General features: G+C 70.5%; 13 protein-coding genes. 4 read left to right on the top strand and 9 right to left on the bottom strand.

Annotated features, from left to right (window positions below):
* Positions 1-12: 12 nt before the first annotated feature.
* The 3 genes from NL114_RS03760 to dcd all read right to left on the bottom strand — a co-directional run bounded on the left by NL114_RS03760 (position 13) and on the right by dcd (position 2,305).
* Entirely contained in the window at positions 13-711 is a 699-nt protein-coding gene (locus NL114_RS03760) for a class I SAM-dependent methyltransferase (protein WP_254823462.1), read from the bottom strand.
* Complete coding sequence (locus NL114_RS03755) at positions 708-1,652, bottom strand: thiamine-phosphate synthase family protein (RefSeq protein ID WP_254823461.1); 945 nt, start codon at positions 1,650-1,652, stop codon at positions 708-710. Before NL114_RS03755 ends, NL114_RS03760 begins: the two co-directional genes overlap by 4 nt.
* A 65-nt stretch (positions 1,653-1,717) precedes the next feature.
* Positions 1,718-2,305 carry a dCTP deaminase gene (gene dcd / locus NL114_RS03750; RefSeq protein ID WP_254823460.1) on the bottom strand — a complete coding sequence of 196 codons (588 nt, stop codon included), beginning with the start codon at positions 2,303-2,305 and terminating at the stop codon, positions 1,718-1,720.
* 305 nt (positions 2,306-2,610) lie between these two features.
* Here dcd and NL114_RS03745 point away from each other — a divergent pair, with 305 nt between their 5' ends.
* The 3 genes from NL114_RS03745 to pth2 all read left to right on the top strand — a co-directional run bounded on the left by NL114_RS03745 (position 2,611) and on the right by pth2 (position 7,452).
* A complete protein-coding gene (locus tag NL114_RS03745) occupies positions 2,611-4,749 on the top strand; it encodes a type II/IV secretion system ATPase subunit (RefSeq protein ID WP_254823459.1) in 2,139 nt (712 codons plus the stop codon).
* Positions 4,746-6,836 (top strand): type II secretion system F family protein, encoded by a 2,091-nt coding sequence (locus tag NL114_RS03740; protein WP_254823458.1) that lies wholly within the window; start codon positions 4,746-4,748, stop codon positions 6,834-6,836. Before NL114_RS03745 ends, NL114_RS03740 begins: the two co-directional genes overlap by 4 nt.
* 271 nt (positions 6,837-7,107) lie before the next feature.
* A complete protein-coding gene (pth2, locus tag NL114_RS03735; protein ID WP_254823457.1) occupies positions 7,108-7,452 on the top strand; it encodes a peptidyl-tRNA hydrolase Pth2 in 345 nt (114 codons plus the stop codon).
* 90 nt (positions 7,453-7,542) lie between these two features.
* Here pth2 and NL114_RS03730 read toward each other — a convergent pair whose 3' ends face one another.
* Together NL114_RS03730 and NL114_RS03725 are read right to left on the bottom strand one after the other, a co-directional pair.
* A complete protein-coding gene (locus tag NL114_RS03730) occupies positions 7,543-8,577 on the bottom strand; it encodes an FAD-dependent oxidoreductase (protein ID WP_254823456.1) in 1,035 nt (344 codons plus the stop codon).
* Between the two features lie 80 nt (positions 8,578-8,657).
* Positions 8,658-9,779, bottom strand: coding sequence for an NADH:flavin oxidoreductase/NADH oxidase (locus NL114_RS03725; RefSeq protein WP_254823455.1), 1,122 nt, complete (start codon positions 9,777-9,779; stop codon positions 8,658-8,660).
* A gap of 242 nt (positions 9,780-10,021) precedes the next feature.
* Between NL114_RS03725 and NL114_RS03720 the strand changes: the two genes are divergently transcribed.
* A complete protein-coding gene (locus NL114_RS03720; RefSeq protein WP_254823454.1) occupies positions 10,022-11,200 on the top strand; it encodes a 3-dehydroquinate synthase II in 1,179 nt (392 codons plus the stop codon).
* A 73-nt stretch (positions 11,201-11,273) separates the two neighbouring features.
* Here NL114_RS03720 and NL114_RS03715 read toward each other — a convergent pair whose 3' ends face one another.
* From NL114_RS03715 to NL114_RS03700, 4 genes are all read right to left on the bottom strand, one after another.
* Positions 11,274-11,699, bottom strand: coding sequence for a universal stress protein (locus tag NL114_RS03715; protein WP_254823453.1), 426 nt, complete (start codon positions 11,697-11,699; stop codon positions 11,274-11,276).
* 125 nt (positions 11,700-11,824) lie between these two features.
* Entirely contained in the window at positions 11,825-12,283 is a 459-nt protein-coding gene (locus NL114_RS03710; RefSeq protein ID WP_254823452.1) for a zinc ribbon domain-containing protein, read from the bottom strand.
* Between the two features lie 100 nt (positions 12,284-12,383).
* A complete protein-coding gene (locus tag NL114_RS03705; protein WP_254823451.1) occupies positions 12,384-13,088 on the bottom strand; it encodes a type I 3-dehydroquinate dehydratase in 705 nt (234 codons plus the stop codon).
* 70 nt (positions 13,089-13,158) lie between these two features.
* The gene (locus tag NL114_RS03700; RefSeq protein WP_254823450.1) at positions 13,159-14,205 is read right to left on the bottom strand and encodes a DNA-methyltransferase; all 1,047 of its coding nucleotides are present in this window, start codon (positions 14,203-14,205) and stop codon (positions 13,159-13,161) included.
* Positions 14,206-14,464 lie beyond the last annotated feature (259 nt).

Below are 14,464 nucleotides of genomic sequence, written 5' to 3'. Positions count from 1 at the left end.
GCGCGGGGGGACTCAGACCTGCCCGGACAGCACGCCCACGAACCCCAGCCCCATCGTCTCGTAGCGCCGCGCCCGTGACCGTGCCGTGAGCGTCCGCCGTGACGCGCGTACACGCTCCGAGAGCGGTCCGTCGAGGTCGCTTCCCGGGACGAGCGCGCGGGCCACGTCCTCTGCCGACGACGAGGGAGCCCCGGCGGCCACGAACGCGCGGAACGCCGGGTTCAGGAACCGGCCAGCGGGGTGCTCGCTGGCGGTCGCGTCGACCAGCGCGACGCGGCCGCCCGTGCCGTCGCCGGGGCCACCCGCCACGAGGGCACACCAGTCCTCGACGGCGGTCGCGGGGTCGTCGAGCAGCCCGACGACGAACGTCGCCAGCAGCGCGTCGGGGGCGGTGACGGGCGGACTCGTCGCGTCGCCCTGCACGACGTGGACGTTGGTCCATCCCTCGCGGGCGACCCGGTCCCGGGCCCGCGCGAGCAGCGGCCCGGTCAGGTCGACGCCGACCACGCGGCCGCCGGGGCCGACCGCGCGCCGGAGGTACGGCAGGTTCGCGCCCGTCCCACAGCCCATCTCGACGACCGTGTCGCCCGGGGCGAGGTCGAGTGCTGCGACCGCCCGGGCGCGCCACCGGCCGACGGGCGGGAGCGTCGCGATGCGGTCGTACAGCGCGGCGTTGTCGCCGTAGAACTCGGCGACGCCGCGCCCGCTCATCGGGCCTCGGCCAGGTCCCGGACGCTGTCGGCGACGGTCGCGGCGTCCGGCCCGAGGACGTAGACGATGGGTTCGACGCCGAACCCGCCGGTCTGGTAGAGTGCGTCCGCATCGGGGGTGTCGGCGAGCGCCTCGGCGATGGCCGCGTCGAGATCATCGTCCGTCTCGTCCGCGGTGCCCGCCCGTTCGGCCTCGCCGACGGCGTCGAACTCGGCCGTCTCGTAGCCGAGGTCCTCGATCGACTCGACGATGGCCGGCGTGTAGCGGACGTTGCACGCCGCACGGGCGGCGTGCCCAGCGCGTCGCGCCGCGAGCAGCACGCTCGCGACGTAGACGGAGACGCCGAACTCCGGCTCCGCCGGGACCGCCGCGTGCCCCTTCACGTCGAGGATGCGCCCGGGAACGGCGGCCACGTCCTCGACGCGGGTGGCCTCGGGGAGCGCCTCGACCAGGTTCGAGCCGACGGCCGGGACGAGCGTCGTGAAGGCGGGCGATTCCTCCAGCGTCCGCAGGCCGCTCCGGACCGACGACAGGACGCGCTCGCTCGCCCGGAGCCCGGACTCGGGGTCGTGCACGTCGAAACTCCCCTCGTACTCCGCGAGCGGCGGGAACGCCTCCTCGTGGAGCTTCGCCAGCAGGTCGCCCTGTTCGAGCTGGCGGACCAGCACCTCCGCCTCGGCCAGCGCGCCGACCGGTGACAGCTCCCCGTTCGCGAGGCCGGACCCGACCCGCCCGACGAGGTCGCGAACGCGGTCGTCGTCCGCCACGCGGTCGTTCACCTCGACCGCGCCGGTGGCGTACTTCGAGACGGCGCTCTGGCTGATACCCAGCAGGTCGGCGACCTCGCTCTGTGTGAGGCCACGGTCCCGAAGGTCCGCCGCCAGCAGCGACCGGTACGTCGGCAGGAACTCCTCGACCACGACCTCCTCGACGAACTTCATCGGTTACTGGTCACCACCGAACGCCATCGTTCGGTGCCGAGACGCGGCCACGGCACGGTCGGGCCTCATTGGTCACCACCGAACTCGGTGTCCGAGCCGACGCGAGACGCCTGCGGCCCGGCCTGGTCCTGGTACTTCGATCCGCGCTCGCTCCCGTAGGGGCGGTCGGCTGGCGAGGAGAGTTCCGTGAACAGCACCTGCGAGATGCGCATTCCCGGCGTCAGTGCGACCGGTGCGGTCCCGAGGTTCGACAGCTCGAGAGTGATCTGCCCACGGTACCCGGGGTCGATAATCCCGGCCGTCGCGTGGATGACGACGGCGAGTCGCCCCAGCGAGGACCGGCCCTGAACGTGGGCGATGAGATCGGGCGGTACCTCCACGCGCTCTTTCGTCGTCCCGAGGACGAAGTCACCCGGGTGGAGGATGAACTCGCCGTCCTCGGGCACGACGGTCTCGTCGACGTACTCGTCGGTCTCGGCCTCGCTACCCGGATGGATGCAGGGGATGTTCGTCCGCTGGAACTCCAGGAACTCCCGCCCCAGCCGGAGGTCGACGCTGGCGGGCTGGACCTGCAGGTCGATGTCGTCCAGCGGCTCGACGACGAGGTCGCCCTCCTCCAGCCGGCGGAGGATGTCCGCGTCCGAGAGTATCATGGCCGTTGGCGGGAGCGACGGCGAGGAAAGGATTCCGGTCGGGGGTCACGGGGCGGCGCCCCCGGTCCGCTCCCCGCGAGCGCGGTCTCCCTGCTCGGCCGACCACGCCGCGGCCCCTGTCGCGAGCCCTGCTCGCCTGCCCACGCCGAGGCCCCGCTCCGTCGCGGCCTCCAACAACCACAGAAACGCCGCCGCGGATATCATCCTCTAGTGGCAATCCAAGTTGTTTTTCGATATGGAACTTTGGAATAATCGTGGCGGGCAACAACATTTATGACTCGTGTTCCAGTCAGTCACACCTAGCAATGGGGGGCAATGATAACAACTCTCGTGGGGGCGATAGTAACCGAGACCCGGGGGACGGCCCGTTCCGGACGGTCGCCGACACGGTCGCCGGAGCTGTCGTCGGGATCCGAGCGAGCCTGTCCAGTGGGCTCGGTGCTGACTCGGGGTCGGGACCCGCCTCGGAGGCGGCCCGGTCGCTGCAGGAGATGCCACCGGTTCCGGAGGCGGTTCGTGACCATCCGACTCGCTCTTCGGTCCTGGCCGATGTCTTCGACTACTTCCGGGACATCGACGGGGACGGGCAGTTTCCGGCCCCCGACGACGAGGCCATCAACCGTCGACTGTTCGACTTCTCCTACCTGGAGCACAACGACGAGATAGAGCGGTACTGGGTGAACGAACCCTTCGCGTACGTCTCCATCATCGAGGAGCAGGGGACCAACGAGCTCCGGTACCGGGTCACAGAGCCGATGCTCGACGAGTACGAGGCGTTCGTCCTCGACGAGCTGTCGAAGGTGCTCCGGGACAGCCTGATGTACCAGGACATCGCGGAGGGCGCGAACCTGGCGGACACGTTCGCCCGACGGGCCCGTGAGCTGATGGACCAGCACACCGCGGCGCTGGACCCGATCTCGCTGCACAAGATCCTCTACTACCTCAAACGCGACTTCGTGGAGTACGAGCGTATCGACCCCATCATGCGCGACGAGGCGGTCGAGGACATCTCCTGTGACGGCGCGGACGTCCCCGTCTTCGTCTACCACCGCGAGCACCGCGACCTCGATACGAACGTCCAGTTCGACCGCGACGGCCTCCTGTCGTTCGTCACGCGGATGGCCCAGCGCGCCGGCAAGCACCTCTCCGTGTCGAACCCGCTGGTCGACGCCTCGCTCCCGGACGGGAGCCGCGTCCAGCTCACCTTCGGCGGTGACGTGGCGACCCGCGGGCCGAACTTCACCATCCGGCAGTTCTCCTCGGTGCCGGATACGCCGGTCGACCTCGTCAACTGGGGGACCTTCAGCGTCGAGCAGATGGCCTACTTCTGGTTGGCCATCGAGAACAACCGCTCGCTCGTCTTCGCCGGCGGCACCGGCTCCGGGAAGACGACCTCGCTGAACGCCGTCTCCTTCTTCATCCCCAAGAAGTCGAAGATCGTCTCCATCGAGGACACCCGCGAGATCTCGCTGCCCCACGACAACTGGGTCCAGTCGCTCACCCGCGAATCCGTCACGGAGGAGGGGCGGGGCGAGGTGACGATGTACGAGCAGCTCCAGACCGCACTCCGCCAGCGCCCCGAGTACATCCTCGTGGGCGAGATCCGGACCGAGGCCAACGTCGCCCTGACCTTCTTCCAGGCGATGGCGACCGGTCACACCGCCTACACCACCATCCACTCCGAGTCCGTCACGGGCGTCATCAACCGCCTCGAGAACGACCCGCTGGGGGTACCGACACAGATGGTCAAGGAGCTCGACATCGTCTCCATCCAGCGGCAGGTGATGCTGAACGGCGAGCGGGTCCGCCGGAACGCCCGCGTCACCGAACTCCTCTCGCGCGGCGAGGTCGACGACGTCTCGGTACACGACGTGTTCGAGTGGGACGCCGCCGAGGACTCGTACAACGAGATGTTCGACTCCCGGGTGCTGGACGACATCGCCGACGACCGGGGCTGGGACCACAAACAGCTCAACCAGGAACTCGACCGGCGCGTCGAGGTGCTGAACTACCTCGTCGACAACGACATCACCTGGTACGAGGACGTGGCTCGGGTCATCCACACCTTCATGCAGGACCAGGAGCGGGTGCTGGAGGCCATCCGGTCGGGTGAGGAGGGGCTGGCGGAACTGGACTCCCGGATGTCGGGCCAGAGCCGGGGTATCGATGCGGGCGCGAGCGCGGCCAGCAGCGCCGTCGCCGAGGGAGCGGCCGGCTCGCGTCCCGCGGGCGCGCCGAACCCGTGGGAGCGAGTCGATTCCGACGCTGACGGCGAACTCTCCGGGGCCGATGCCGACCAGCCGCCCCGGGCCAACGGCGGCCGGGTCGAGGGGTCGTCCGCGATGGACCCGGAGGACACAGCCGTTCCCGACGAGCCACCGGCGGACACCGACGGTGACGGCGACGCCGACGACGGGACCGCCGACCGGGGTGACGGGTCGTGACCGACCGGGCCGAAGGGCCCGACGGTGGTGACTCCGACGCCGCGACGGGCGATGTCGCCTCCGACGGTGGGACGGCCGAACACCCGCCCGTCCCGGAGTACGAGGCCGAGCAGTACGTTCCGGGGACGGAGTCGGCCGTCGAGAAGGAGTTCCGCGAGCGGGTGCTGAGCGAGAAGTTCGGGCCCGTCAGGGCCTACTTCAAGACCCGCCCGGAACGGCACTGGAAGCTCCAGGAGTGGCTCAACCAGGGCCGCTTCGGCGTCACCTACGACATCTATCTCACGCGGACTGCGACCTACGCCGCGGCGGCGGGCATCCTCGGCGCGCTGCTGGGGTTCGCGCTGGTGGTCGCGCTGGCGCAATCGGGCGTGCTGGCGGGCATCTCGGCCCCGTCGTTCGTCCCCACCTGGCTCGCCGAGGCCGCCGCCGCCAACCGGCTGGTCATCGCGACCGTCACCTCCGTGACGACGGTCGGCCTGCTGGCCGGCGGCGGCGTCTGGCTCGGCGCGTACTACTACCCCTCGACCGTCGTCGAGGTCAGACGCCGGAGCGTCGATGTCACGCTCCCACACGCCATCGTCTACATGTACGCCCTGTCGTTCGGCGGGATGGAGATGACCGCCGTGCTGCGGCAGATGGCGGCCGCGGACGACACCTACGGCGAGGTCGCCCACGAGTTCGACATGATCGTCCGGGACGTCGACGTGTTCGGCAACGACCTGTTCACCGCGGTCCGGAACGCCCGGAACCTCACGCCCAGCGACAACCTCGAACAGTTCCTCGACGACCTGCTGTCGGTGCTGGACTCGGGCGGGGAGCTGACGGTGTTCCTCGAGGACGAGAGCGAGAAGTACATGCAGCGGGCTCGTGACGAGCAGCAGTCGTTCCTGGACGCGCTCGCCACCCTCTCGGAGATCTTCGTCGTCGCGTTCGTCGCCGCCCCTCTGTTCGTCGTGGTGACGATGATGATGCTGAGCCTGCTGGGCAACGTCGGGACCATCCCGCTCGCCGTCATCGTCTACCTCGTCATCCCGCTCGGGATGACCGCGTTCCTCGTCATCATCTCCGTCCTCTCCGAGCCGTACAAGCAGCCGGACCACCAGCTCCAGCTGGACGACCGGGAGCCCAGTGACCCCAGCGAGGCCGTCCGGTCCCACCCGCACTTCGGTACCTTCCGACGACTCCGCGAGCGTGCGTGGCTGCGCGACCGACTGGCCGACCCCACCGCGGTGTTCCGGGAGTATCCGCCCGCGACGCTCCTCGTGACGGTCCCGCTCGCGCTCGTCCTGCTCGGCGGTATCGTGACGGCGGGACTGGCCGACCCGACGCCCGCCGCGTTCATCGACGCCCCCGTCTCGACGACGGCGCTGCTCCTCATCGCCCCGTTCCTCCTCGTCTCGGTGCCGCTGTCGCTCTTCCACGAGCTCGCGCGGCGCCGCTCGGAGTCCATCTCCCGGCGGCTCCCCGACGCGCTCGACATCCTCGCCAGCGCGAACCAGATGGGTGTCGGCCTCGTCGAGGGGCTTGACCTCGTGGCCCGGAACCTCAGCGGCCGCCTCGCCCTCGAACTCCGGCGTGTCAGCAACGACATCCGCTGGAACAACGACATCCGCCGGGCGCTGCTGGGGCTGGCCGACCGGCTCCAGGTCTCCCAGCTCACCCGGACCTGCAAGATCCTCGCCGAGGGGTCGCGCTCGACGGGTGACCTCCACCGGGTGCTCGACATCGCCGCCGAGGACACCCGGCACCGCTACCGACTCGCCCGCGACCGCAAGCAGACCCTCTCCTCGTACACGGCGGTCGTCATCATCGGGTTCCTCGTCTACCTCGCGGTCATCGTCATCATCAACGAGAGCTTCCTCGGCCCCATCACGGGGAGCGGCCTCACGACCGGCGACAGCGGTCCCGTCACCATCTCGCAGGGCGCGGTCGACGCCTACCGCACCCTGTTCTTCCACTCCGCCATCATCCAGGCCGTCGGGACTGGCCTCATCACCGGGAAGCTCTCGGACAATGCGGTCCTGACGGGCCTGAAGTACAGCATCGCGCTCGTGCTCATCGCCTTCGGGGTCTTCCTGTTCCTCTGAGGCGGGACCCTGGCCCGCCCCCTCGTGTGCCGTTTTCCGGCGGCAACCTGTTGAAAGCCCCCACGCGCTCGGCGCCGCCGGGCCTCGCTGCGCGCTGCAGTGCTTGCGTCGGCCGGGCGGCGCCGGCCAGGGGCTTCCAAGCTGTTCCTTCCAGTCGTATCTCCCCCAAACAACCTGCTAAACTCATCCCCTGCTCGTCCCATACGACCATCTGAACACGGCCCGTGCGGCGAGCCGTCGCGCCTAAGCCGGTCGCCCCCGCAGCGCCCGTATGAACCAGAAGCAGGCCATCGTCGCACGCACGGACATCGGGATGGGGCAGGGGAAACTCGCCGCGCAGGTCGCGCACGCCTCGCTCCAGGCCTACGAGGACGCCGACGGGAAGACCCAGCGCGAGTGGAAGGGGAGCGGGGGGAAGAAGATCGTCCTGAAGGGCGAATCCGAGTCCCAGCTACAGGAACTCGCCGACCTCGCCCGGCGCGAGGGGCTCCCCTACGCGCTGGTCCGGGACGCCGGCCACACCCAGCTCGAACCCGGAACGGTCACCGCACTCGCCGTCGGTCCCGGCCCGGAGAACATCGTCGACAAGGTGACTGGGGACCTCTCGCTGTTCTGAAAGCTGCTGTATAATAGATATATCTCTGGGTTTAGGGGATAAATCTCTATTTATTTCTATAACGTGCTGTAGATACTCGGTAGGTCTGGGTTACCCTTCCAGCGGGCCGTCCCGCTGGAGGCGGGCCTGCCGAGCGAAGTCCATGGCCCGCCGGCCGGCGTCGAGCCCGGTCTCCAGCGGTGCGAACGTCCGGTCCGTGCCGGCCACCCAGTCCCCGGCGAGGTAGCAGTCCGCGGCCGCCGCGTCCTCGGCGAGCGTGGGGTCGGGCCGGTTGTAGGGGGCGGCGTAGCGGTACCGCTCGTGGTCCGTCCACGAGGGGTCGGCGAGTCGGTCGTCGTCCAGCAGGGTCGCGGCCGCCTCGCACGCGCGGTCGACGGCCGCTCCCGGGTCGTGGGCCGACGCCCAGTCGTCACCGAGCCTGACCACGAGTGCCTCCTGTCCCGCCGGGACGCGGCCCGGCTTGGCCGACTCCCGCGAGAGCCAGCGGACGTCGTGGGGCTCGCCGTCCGCCGCGAGGGCGTACCACTCCCGGTCGACGGCGTGGTCGTACCCGAGGACGACGCTGTCGACGGTCCGGTGGTCGACGCGCTGGGCCGCCAGTTCGAGGCCCGGGGCCAGCGGGTCGTCGGCGAGCAGCGCGGCCGTCCGCTCGGCGCCCGTCGCCATGACGACGCGCTGGGCGTCGATGGTGCCCGCGTCCGTGTGGGCGCGCCAGCCGTCGTCGGTCCGCTCCAGCCGCTCGACGGACGCGTCGGGCCGGTGGTCGCAGTGCCGGGCCGCGAGCAGCTGCTCGGGGACCTGTTCGATACCGTGGCGGCCCGTCAGGCGCGCGTGGGTGGTCCGTGGGTGGGCGGGCTCGTCGCCGGTACCGAACGCCTCGATACGCCCCTCGAACGCGACGCAGTCGGCGCCGAGCAGCTCACGGACGAGCGTCGAGCGTTCGTCGCCACGGTCGCGGAGACAGGTCGTGCCGATGTCGTACGTCGCACCGTCGTGGCTGCGGGTCTCCATCCGCCCTCCGCCCCCGACCCCGCCCTGCTCGTCGGCCGGCAGCACGACCGCGTCCAGACAGACGTGTGCCGCGGCCGCCCCCGCTGGCCCGTCACCGATGATGAGCGTCGTCATGAGAGAACGGAGACACCCTACCACCCTCCCCCTACCGGCGAATATTATGGTCCTTTATACGCACTCCGCGGTGTGTGGCGTCAGTGGGTGAAGCCGCGGTAGTACTGTCGGGGCACGTCCACGCGGTCGAGCGCGTCGAGTTCCTGCGCGGCGGTGAGCGTGAAGTGCGGGTCGCGGATGTGCTCGCGGGCCATGATGGCGAGGTCGGCCCGGTCGTTGCGGACGAGTTCGTCGGCGCCCTCCGGCGTGGTGATGCCGCCGACGGCCCCGACCGCGCAGTCGGCGTCCGCCTCGTGGAGCGACTCGCGGACGCGCTCCGCGTACGGCACCTGGTAGTGCGGGCCGAGGTCAGGGACGTCCTGTTCGGGGTCGATGGCGCCGGCGCTCACGTCGATGAGGTCGGTGCCGTCCTCGGCCAGCAGCGGTGCCAGTCGTGCGGTGTCCGCGACGGTCCACGCGTCCTCGCCCATCCAGTCCGTCGCCGACAGCCGGACGAACACGGGCTTGTCGTCGGGCCACACGTCACGCACCGCGCGGGTGACCTCCCGAACGAGGCGCGTCCGGCCCTCGAAATCGCCGCCGTAGTCGTCCTGACGCTCGTTGGTGACGGGCGAGCAGAACTCGTGGAGCAGGTAGCCGTGCGCGCCGTGGACCTCCGCAACCTGGAAGCCCGCGTCGAGCGCCCGCTCGGCGGCCGCCCGGAAGTCGTCGACCACCTGCTGGATGCCCTCGACGTCCAGCCGCTCGGTCGGAACGGGGCCGCCCGCCTCCTCGTCGTGGGGCCACGGCTTCGCGCTCGGCGCCACGGTGGTCCAGCCGCGGTCGTCGTGGACCGGGCCGCCGCCGTCGGCCGGCCGCTCGGTCGACGCTTTGCGGCCGGCGTGTGCGAGCTGGATGCCCGCCAGGGCCCCGTGCTCGCGCATGAACGCCGCGGTGTCGGCCAGCGCCTCGCCGTGTGCGTCCGTCCAGATACCGAGGTCGTTTGGGGTGATGCGACCCTCCGGCGAGACGGCCGTCGCCTCGGCCATCACGATGCCGGCACCCCCCACGGCACGGGAACCGAGGTGGACGTGATGCCAGTCCGTCGCGAGGCCGTCCTCGTCACAGGAGTACTGGCACATCGGGGAGACCATCACGCGGTTGCGGGCGGTGGTGTCGCGCAGTTCCAGCGGCGTGAACAGGTCCGCCGTGTCGTCGCTCATGGCGCTGGTTTCGGGCCTGCACGCGAAAGGGAAGCGGGAACCGGCAGTCACGGCCGCCGAATCGGCCGAGTGACGGACACACCGGGCTGGCGCGCGAGTCGAACCGGCCGGGGCTTCCGACAGGTTCCGGTCGCTCCGCTTGCCGGGTGCAGCGGCGACTGTCCTCCGTCCGTCTGACAGTACACGGCTGTACTGCACCTTCCGCCACGGTTAAACCGCCGCCAGTCGACCCGCCGGTATACATGTCACGCGCCGTCTGGCTGAAGGCCGACGACACGGTCGGCGACTGGGAGGAGCGAAAACGCCGCATCACCGCCGGCCTCGAGGCCGGCGTCGACTGGGTGCTCGTCGACCGGAAGGACGTGGCCAAGGTCCGCGAACTCGGCCGGGTCAACGTCGCGGCCTTCTCCGGCGACGACGTCCACGTCATCGACGACGCCGAACCCGGCGAGGAGGCCGAACCCGACGCCGTCGTCGTCGGGAAGGACGGCGAGGGCGACGGGACGGTCGACCTCCCGTCGGACTTCTCGGGCAGCGCCGACCTGACGACGCTCCGGCGTACCGAGGGCACCAGCGGTGCGTACATCCGCGTCCTGGGCCCGGGCTACGAGGAACTCGCGCAGGAAGCTGCCCGCGACGCCGACTACACCATCGTCGTCGGCGAGGACTGGTCCATCATCCCGCTGGAGAACCTCATCGCCCGCATCGGCGAGGAGACTGACCTCGTCGCCGGCGTCCAGACGGCCGAGGAGGCCCGGACCGCCTTCGAGACGCTGGAGCTCGGCGCCGACGCGGTCCTGCTGGATACCGACGACCCCGACGAGATTCGTGCGACCGTCGACGCCCGGGACGCCACCGACCGCGAGTCGCTCGACCTGACGACGGCGACCGTCACGGCCGTCGACGAGGTCGGCAGCGCCGACCGCGTCTGCGTCGACACCGGCTCGCTGATGGAGCACGACGAGGGGATGCTGGTCGGCTCGATGAGCCGGGGACTGTTCTTCGTCCACGCCGAGACCGCCGACTCACCCTACGTCGCCTCGCGGCCGTTCCGGGTCAACGCGGGCGCCGTCCACGCCTACGTCCGCACGCCCGGCGGCGAGACGAAGTACCTCTCGGAGGTGCGGAGCGGCGACGAGGTCCAGATCGTCGACACGGACGGCAACACCCGCGAGACCATCGTCGGCCGCTCGAAGATCGAGAAGCGCCCCATGTTCCGGGTGCAGGCCGAGGTGAGCCACGACGGCGAGACGGATGTCATCGAGACGCTGCTGCAGAACGCCGAGACCATCAAGGTCGCCACCAGCGAGGGCCGCAAGGCGGTGACGGATCTGGAGGTGGGCGACGAGGTGCTGGTCTACTACGAACCCGTCGCGCGGCACTTCGGTGAGGCGGTCGAGGAGTCGATCATCGAGCAGTAGCGCATCCAGACCAACTCCGCGACTCCGTCCGCCCCTCGGGACGGTAGCACGGGCTCGCTCGGCTCGGACCCAATCAGCGAACGACGATGACCGTGGTCGGGGCCCGTCGAACCACGTTCTCGGCGACGTTCCCCAGTAACACCCGGGAGACGCCCTCCCGACCGTGGCTCCCGATGACGATCTCCGAGACGTCGTGCTCCTCTGCGTACGAGACGATCTCCCTGGCCGGCTTGCCGGCCACGGCCTCGATGCGGAACTCGACCGCTTCCGACTCCAGCAGGGACCTGATATCCGCGGACAACTCCTTCGGCTCCTGCTCTCGGAACTCCTTCAGTCGGTCCTGGACGATGTCGAATCCCGCCTCGAGCATCCCGTCAGCTGCCTCGATAACTCGCAAGAGGACGACTTCGTCCTCTCCAATCTCGTTCGCGGCTCTGACCGCACGCTGGACCGCTTTCTGTGCCGGGTCGGACCCGTCGTAGGCCACGAGAACTGCCATACGAGTAGTCGACGCCGACCCGGAATAAATCCCTACTCAATAGTCGCTGCTATGGGCGACCGTACCGAACGGCGGTGGCGTCCGACCCCGGCCGTTCGCTCGCCGGCTGTTCCGTGGCCCTGGCCTCACGGCGCCTCGCCGGCGCCCGCTCCGCTCGCGCGCGGGCCACTGACATCGTCCTCGGGGCTCTCGAACTCCGTCGTACACCAGTGACAGAACTCGAGGTTCGGGTCCGTCTCGCGGCCGCACGCGGGACACTGGAACGCGTCGGCGAACTGCTCCTGTCTGGCGGCGTTGCGGGCGCCCAGCCAGTAGGCGTCGAGGACGCTGAACGCGGTGACGGAGACGAGCGCCAGCGTCGCCTCGAACTCCAGGCCCTGTATCCCGGTCGCGAGCCCCTGGAGGAACGCGACGGGCTCCGTCGCCGGGACGCCCGGAGCGGGGACGACGACCATCACGGTCGCGGCCCAGAGCCCGAACCAGAGGACGGCACGGATCCACGACCGCAGGTAGGCGTGCCCCAGTCCCGGCTGGAGCGCGAGCATGGCCGCCAGCCACGGCCGCTTTCGGTCGTTGGGCGCCACTTCCATCGCCGTAGCCACTCTGGGGTAATAAACCCCGTGCAGGGCGTCTGACGCTTCGATGGTCTGAGCGGGCGCGAGCAGCCCCCTATCGCCCGAACCGCTAGTGTAGCGCGTCGATCAACTCGCGAAGCGTCGCGAGGTCGTACTGCCCCGGCGCGGTGGCGCGGGCGGGGTCGACCGGTGCGTAGCCGATGCGCGAGCCGTACACGGGCGCGACGGCGCGGGTGTGGCTCCCGGCCGCGCCCATCGCCATCGTGGCGACCGTCAGGCCGTCGCTGGCGGCCGCGCGGGTCGCGCCCAGCACGCGGAGGGCATCGTCGAGGCCGGTCGCGGTGACGGCGAGCTTCGCCACGTCGCCGTGCTCGCTGGCGTCGCCGAGCAGGCGCTCCAGTTCCTCGCGCGGCGGCGTCGACTCGAAATCGTGTGTGGAGACGATGACCTGCGCGTCGTGTTCGTGGGCGTGCCTGACGGCTGCGGGGCCGTCCTCCGGGTCCACGGCGTCGGCGGGCGCGCCCTCGCCGGTGATGGCGGCCAGCTCCACGTCGATGGCCGCGACGGCGTCGTACTCGGCGGCCGCCCGGAGCGCCGCCAGCCGTCCCTCCTCGGCGGCCTCGCCACCCTCCCAGGTGGGACGGTTGGTGGCGACGAGCGGCAGGTCGCCGTCGTACCGGCCCAGCGCGTCCAGCGGGTCGTCGGCCATGTCCATCCGGAACTCCACGGCGTCGGCGTGCTCGCGGGCGGCCGGCTCCTCGCCGAGGTCGGCCGTGGCGGCCGCCAGTACGAACTCGTCGAACGAGAGGTCCATGCGTACTTCTGGCACGGCGCCGGAGGTATAGCCACCGGTTCGGATGATGGGTCGTCGGCCGGTGTCGGCGTCAGATGGGGTCGTGCTCGGCGACGTACCGACGGCGCTCCGCGGCCGCATCCTCGCGTGTCACGGTCGTTGCCTCGTACAGCCGGATGCGGCGCTCCTGCTTCGTGACGACCGGGAAGTCGTAGTGTTCGGCGTCGTACTGCAGCGTCTTCCCGTCGGCACGGCGCTCGGCGACGAACTCGCGGTGGCGGTCGAGTCGCTCGCGGACGAGGTCGGCCGACAGCTCGGGGGCGTCGGCCACGCGCGCGTCGAACGCTCGGACGAGGTCGGGGTCGCGCTCGATGCCCACCGAGGGGCGCCCGGCCACGAGCGCCGCGAGACTCGTCGTTCCGGTCCCCCAGAACGGGTCGAGGACGGTGTCGCCGTAGACGGAGAACATCCGGACGAGCCGGAGCGGGAGGTCCAGCGGGAACGCACCCGAGCGGTCGCGTGCCTCGGCAGCCGCGCCCGACAGCGCCTGGCGCTCGCCGGTGAACTCCCAGAGGTCCGAGAACCACTCGTTGCGCTCCTCCCAGAAGTAGGCCGCCGCGTCGCGCCGCTCGGGGTCCGGCTGGCGGAGCCCGCCGTTCCGGAAGACCAGCAGGTGTTCGTGCTCCAGCGTGACGTAGGCGTTCGGCGGGCGCATTCCGCTCCCCATGAACTTCGCGGCGCTGTTGGTCGGCTTGCGCCACAGCACGCCAGGGAGCGACTGGAAGCCGTGGTCCCGCAGTCGCCGGCTGATTGCCTCGTGGTTGGGGTACTGTCGGAACCGGTCGAGGGTGCGCGTGGCTGGCCCGACGTTCACCACGACGATGCCCCCCTCGCTGACGACACGCGGGAGTTCGGCCCACACCTCGTCGAGCAGGTCGTGCATCAGTTCGAACGCGCGGTCGCCCTCGTTCGCCGCCAGCGCCTCGCCGATGGCCGGGTCCTGCGCGGTGAACGACTCGTCCCACATCTCCACCATCGGGTACGGGGGCGAGGTGACGACGAGGTCGACCGCGTCGTCGCCGAGTTCGGCCACGGCCTCCCGCGCGTCGGCGACGTGAACGACGTGCTCGGTCTGCACATGCGGGCGTCGGTGGCGGGGGACTAGACGCTTTCCCAACCGGGCCGCACCCTCCCGTCAGTCGAACAGGCGCGCGCTGGCGGCCGTGCCCGGAGGGCCGGCCGCCGCTACACGTGCGAGGGCCGAGCAGCGGAGCGAGCGAAGCGAGCGAGGAGCGCAGGCGGGTGGGGAGGTGTGAGGCCGACGACTACCGACTGACGAGTTGCGGTCCTGGCGGACTCGAAGGGCGAGAGCGCGAGGGCTTCGTAGGTATCTCCGC

It is taken from the genome of Haloglomus halophilum (genome assembly GCF_024298885.1).
In the GTDB taxonomy this organism is placed as follows: Archaea; Halobacteriota; Halobacteria; order Halobacteriales; family Haloarculaceae; genus Haloglomus; species Haloglomus halophilum.
Note: the sequence above shows the minus strand (reverse complement) of the source record. Positions and strands in the feature narration are given on the sequence as shown.

Coding starts and splice junctions, on each gene's coding strand:
- NL114_RS03755 (WP_254823461.1), bottom strand. CDS start 1,652: ATGAAGTTCGTCGAGGAGGTCGTGGTCGAGGAGTTCCTGCCGACGTAC.
- dcd (WP_254823460.1), bottom strand. CDS start 2,305: ATGATACTCTCGGACGCGGACATCCTCCGCCGGCTGGAGGAGGGCGAC.
- NL114_RS03725 (WP_254823455.1), bottom strand. CDS start 9,779: ATGAGCGACGACACGGCGGACCTGTTCACGCCGCTGGAACTGCGCGAC.
- NL114_RS03715 (WP_254823453.1), bottom strand. CDS start 11,699: ATGGCAGTTCTCGTGGCCTACGACGGGTCCGACCCGGCACAGAAAGCG.
- NL114_RS03730 (WP_254823456.1), bottom strand. CDS start 8,577: ATGACGACGCTCATCATCGGTGACGGGCCAGCGGGGGCGGCCGCGGCA.
- NL114_RS03760 (WP_254823462.1), bottom strand. CDS start 711: ATGAGCGGGCGCGGCGTCGCCGAGTTCTACGGCGACAACGCCGCGCTG.
- pth2 (WP_254823457.1), top strand. CDS start 7,108: ATGAACCAGAAGCAGGCCATCGTCGCACGCACGGACATCGGGATGGGG.
- NL114_RS03720 (WP_254823454.1), top strand. CDS start 10,022: ATGTCACGCGCCGTCTGGCTGAAGGCCGACGACACGGTCGGCGACTGG.
- NL114_RS03705 (WP_254823451.1), bottom strand. CDS start 13,088: ATGGACCTCTCGTTCGACGAGTTCGTACTGGCGGCCGCCACGGCCGAC.
- NL114_RS03745 (WP_254823459.1), top strand. CDS start 2,611: ATGGGGGGCAATGATAACAACTCTCGTGGGGGCGATAGTAACCGAGAC.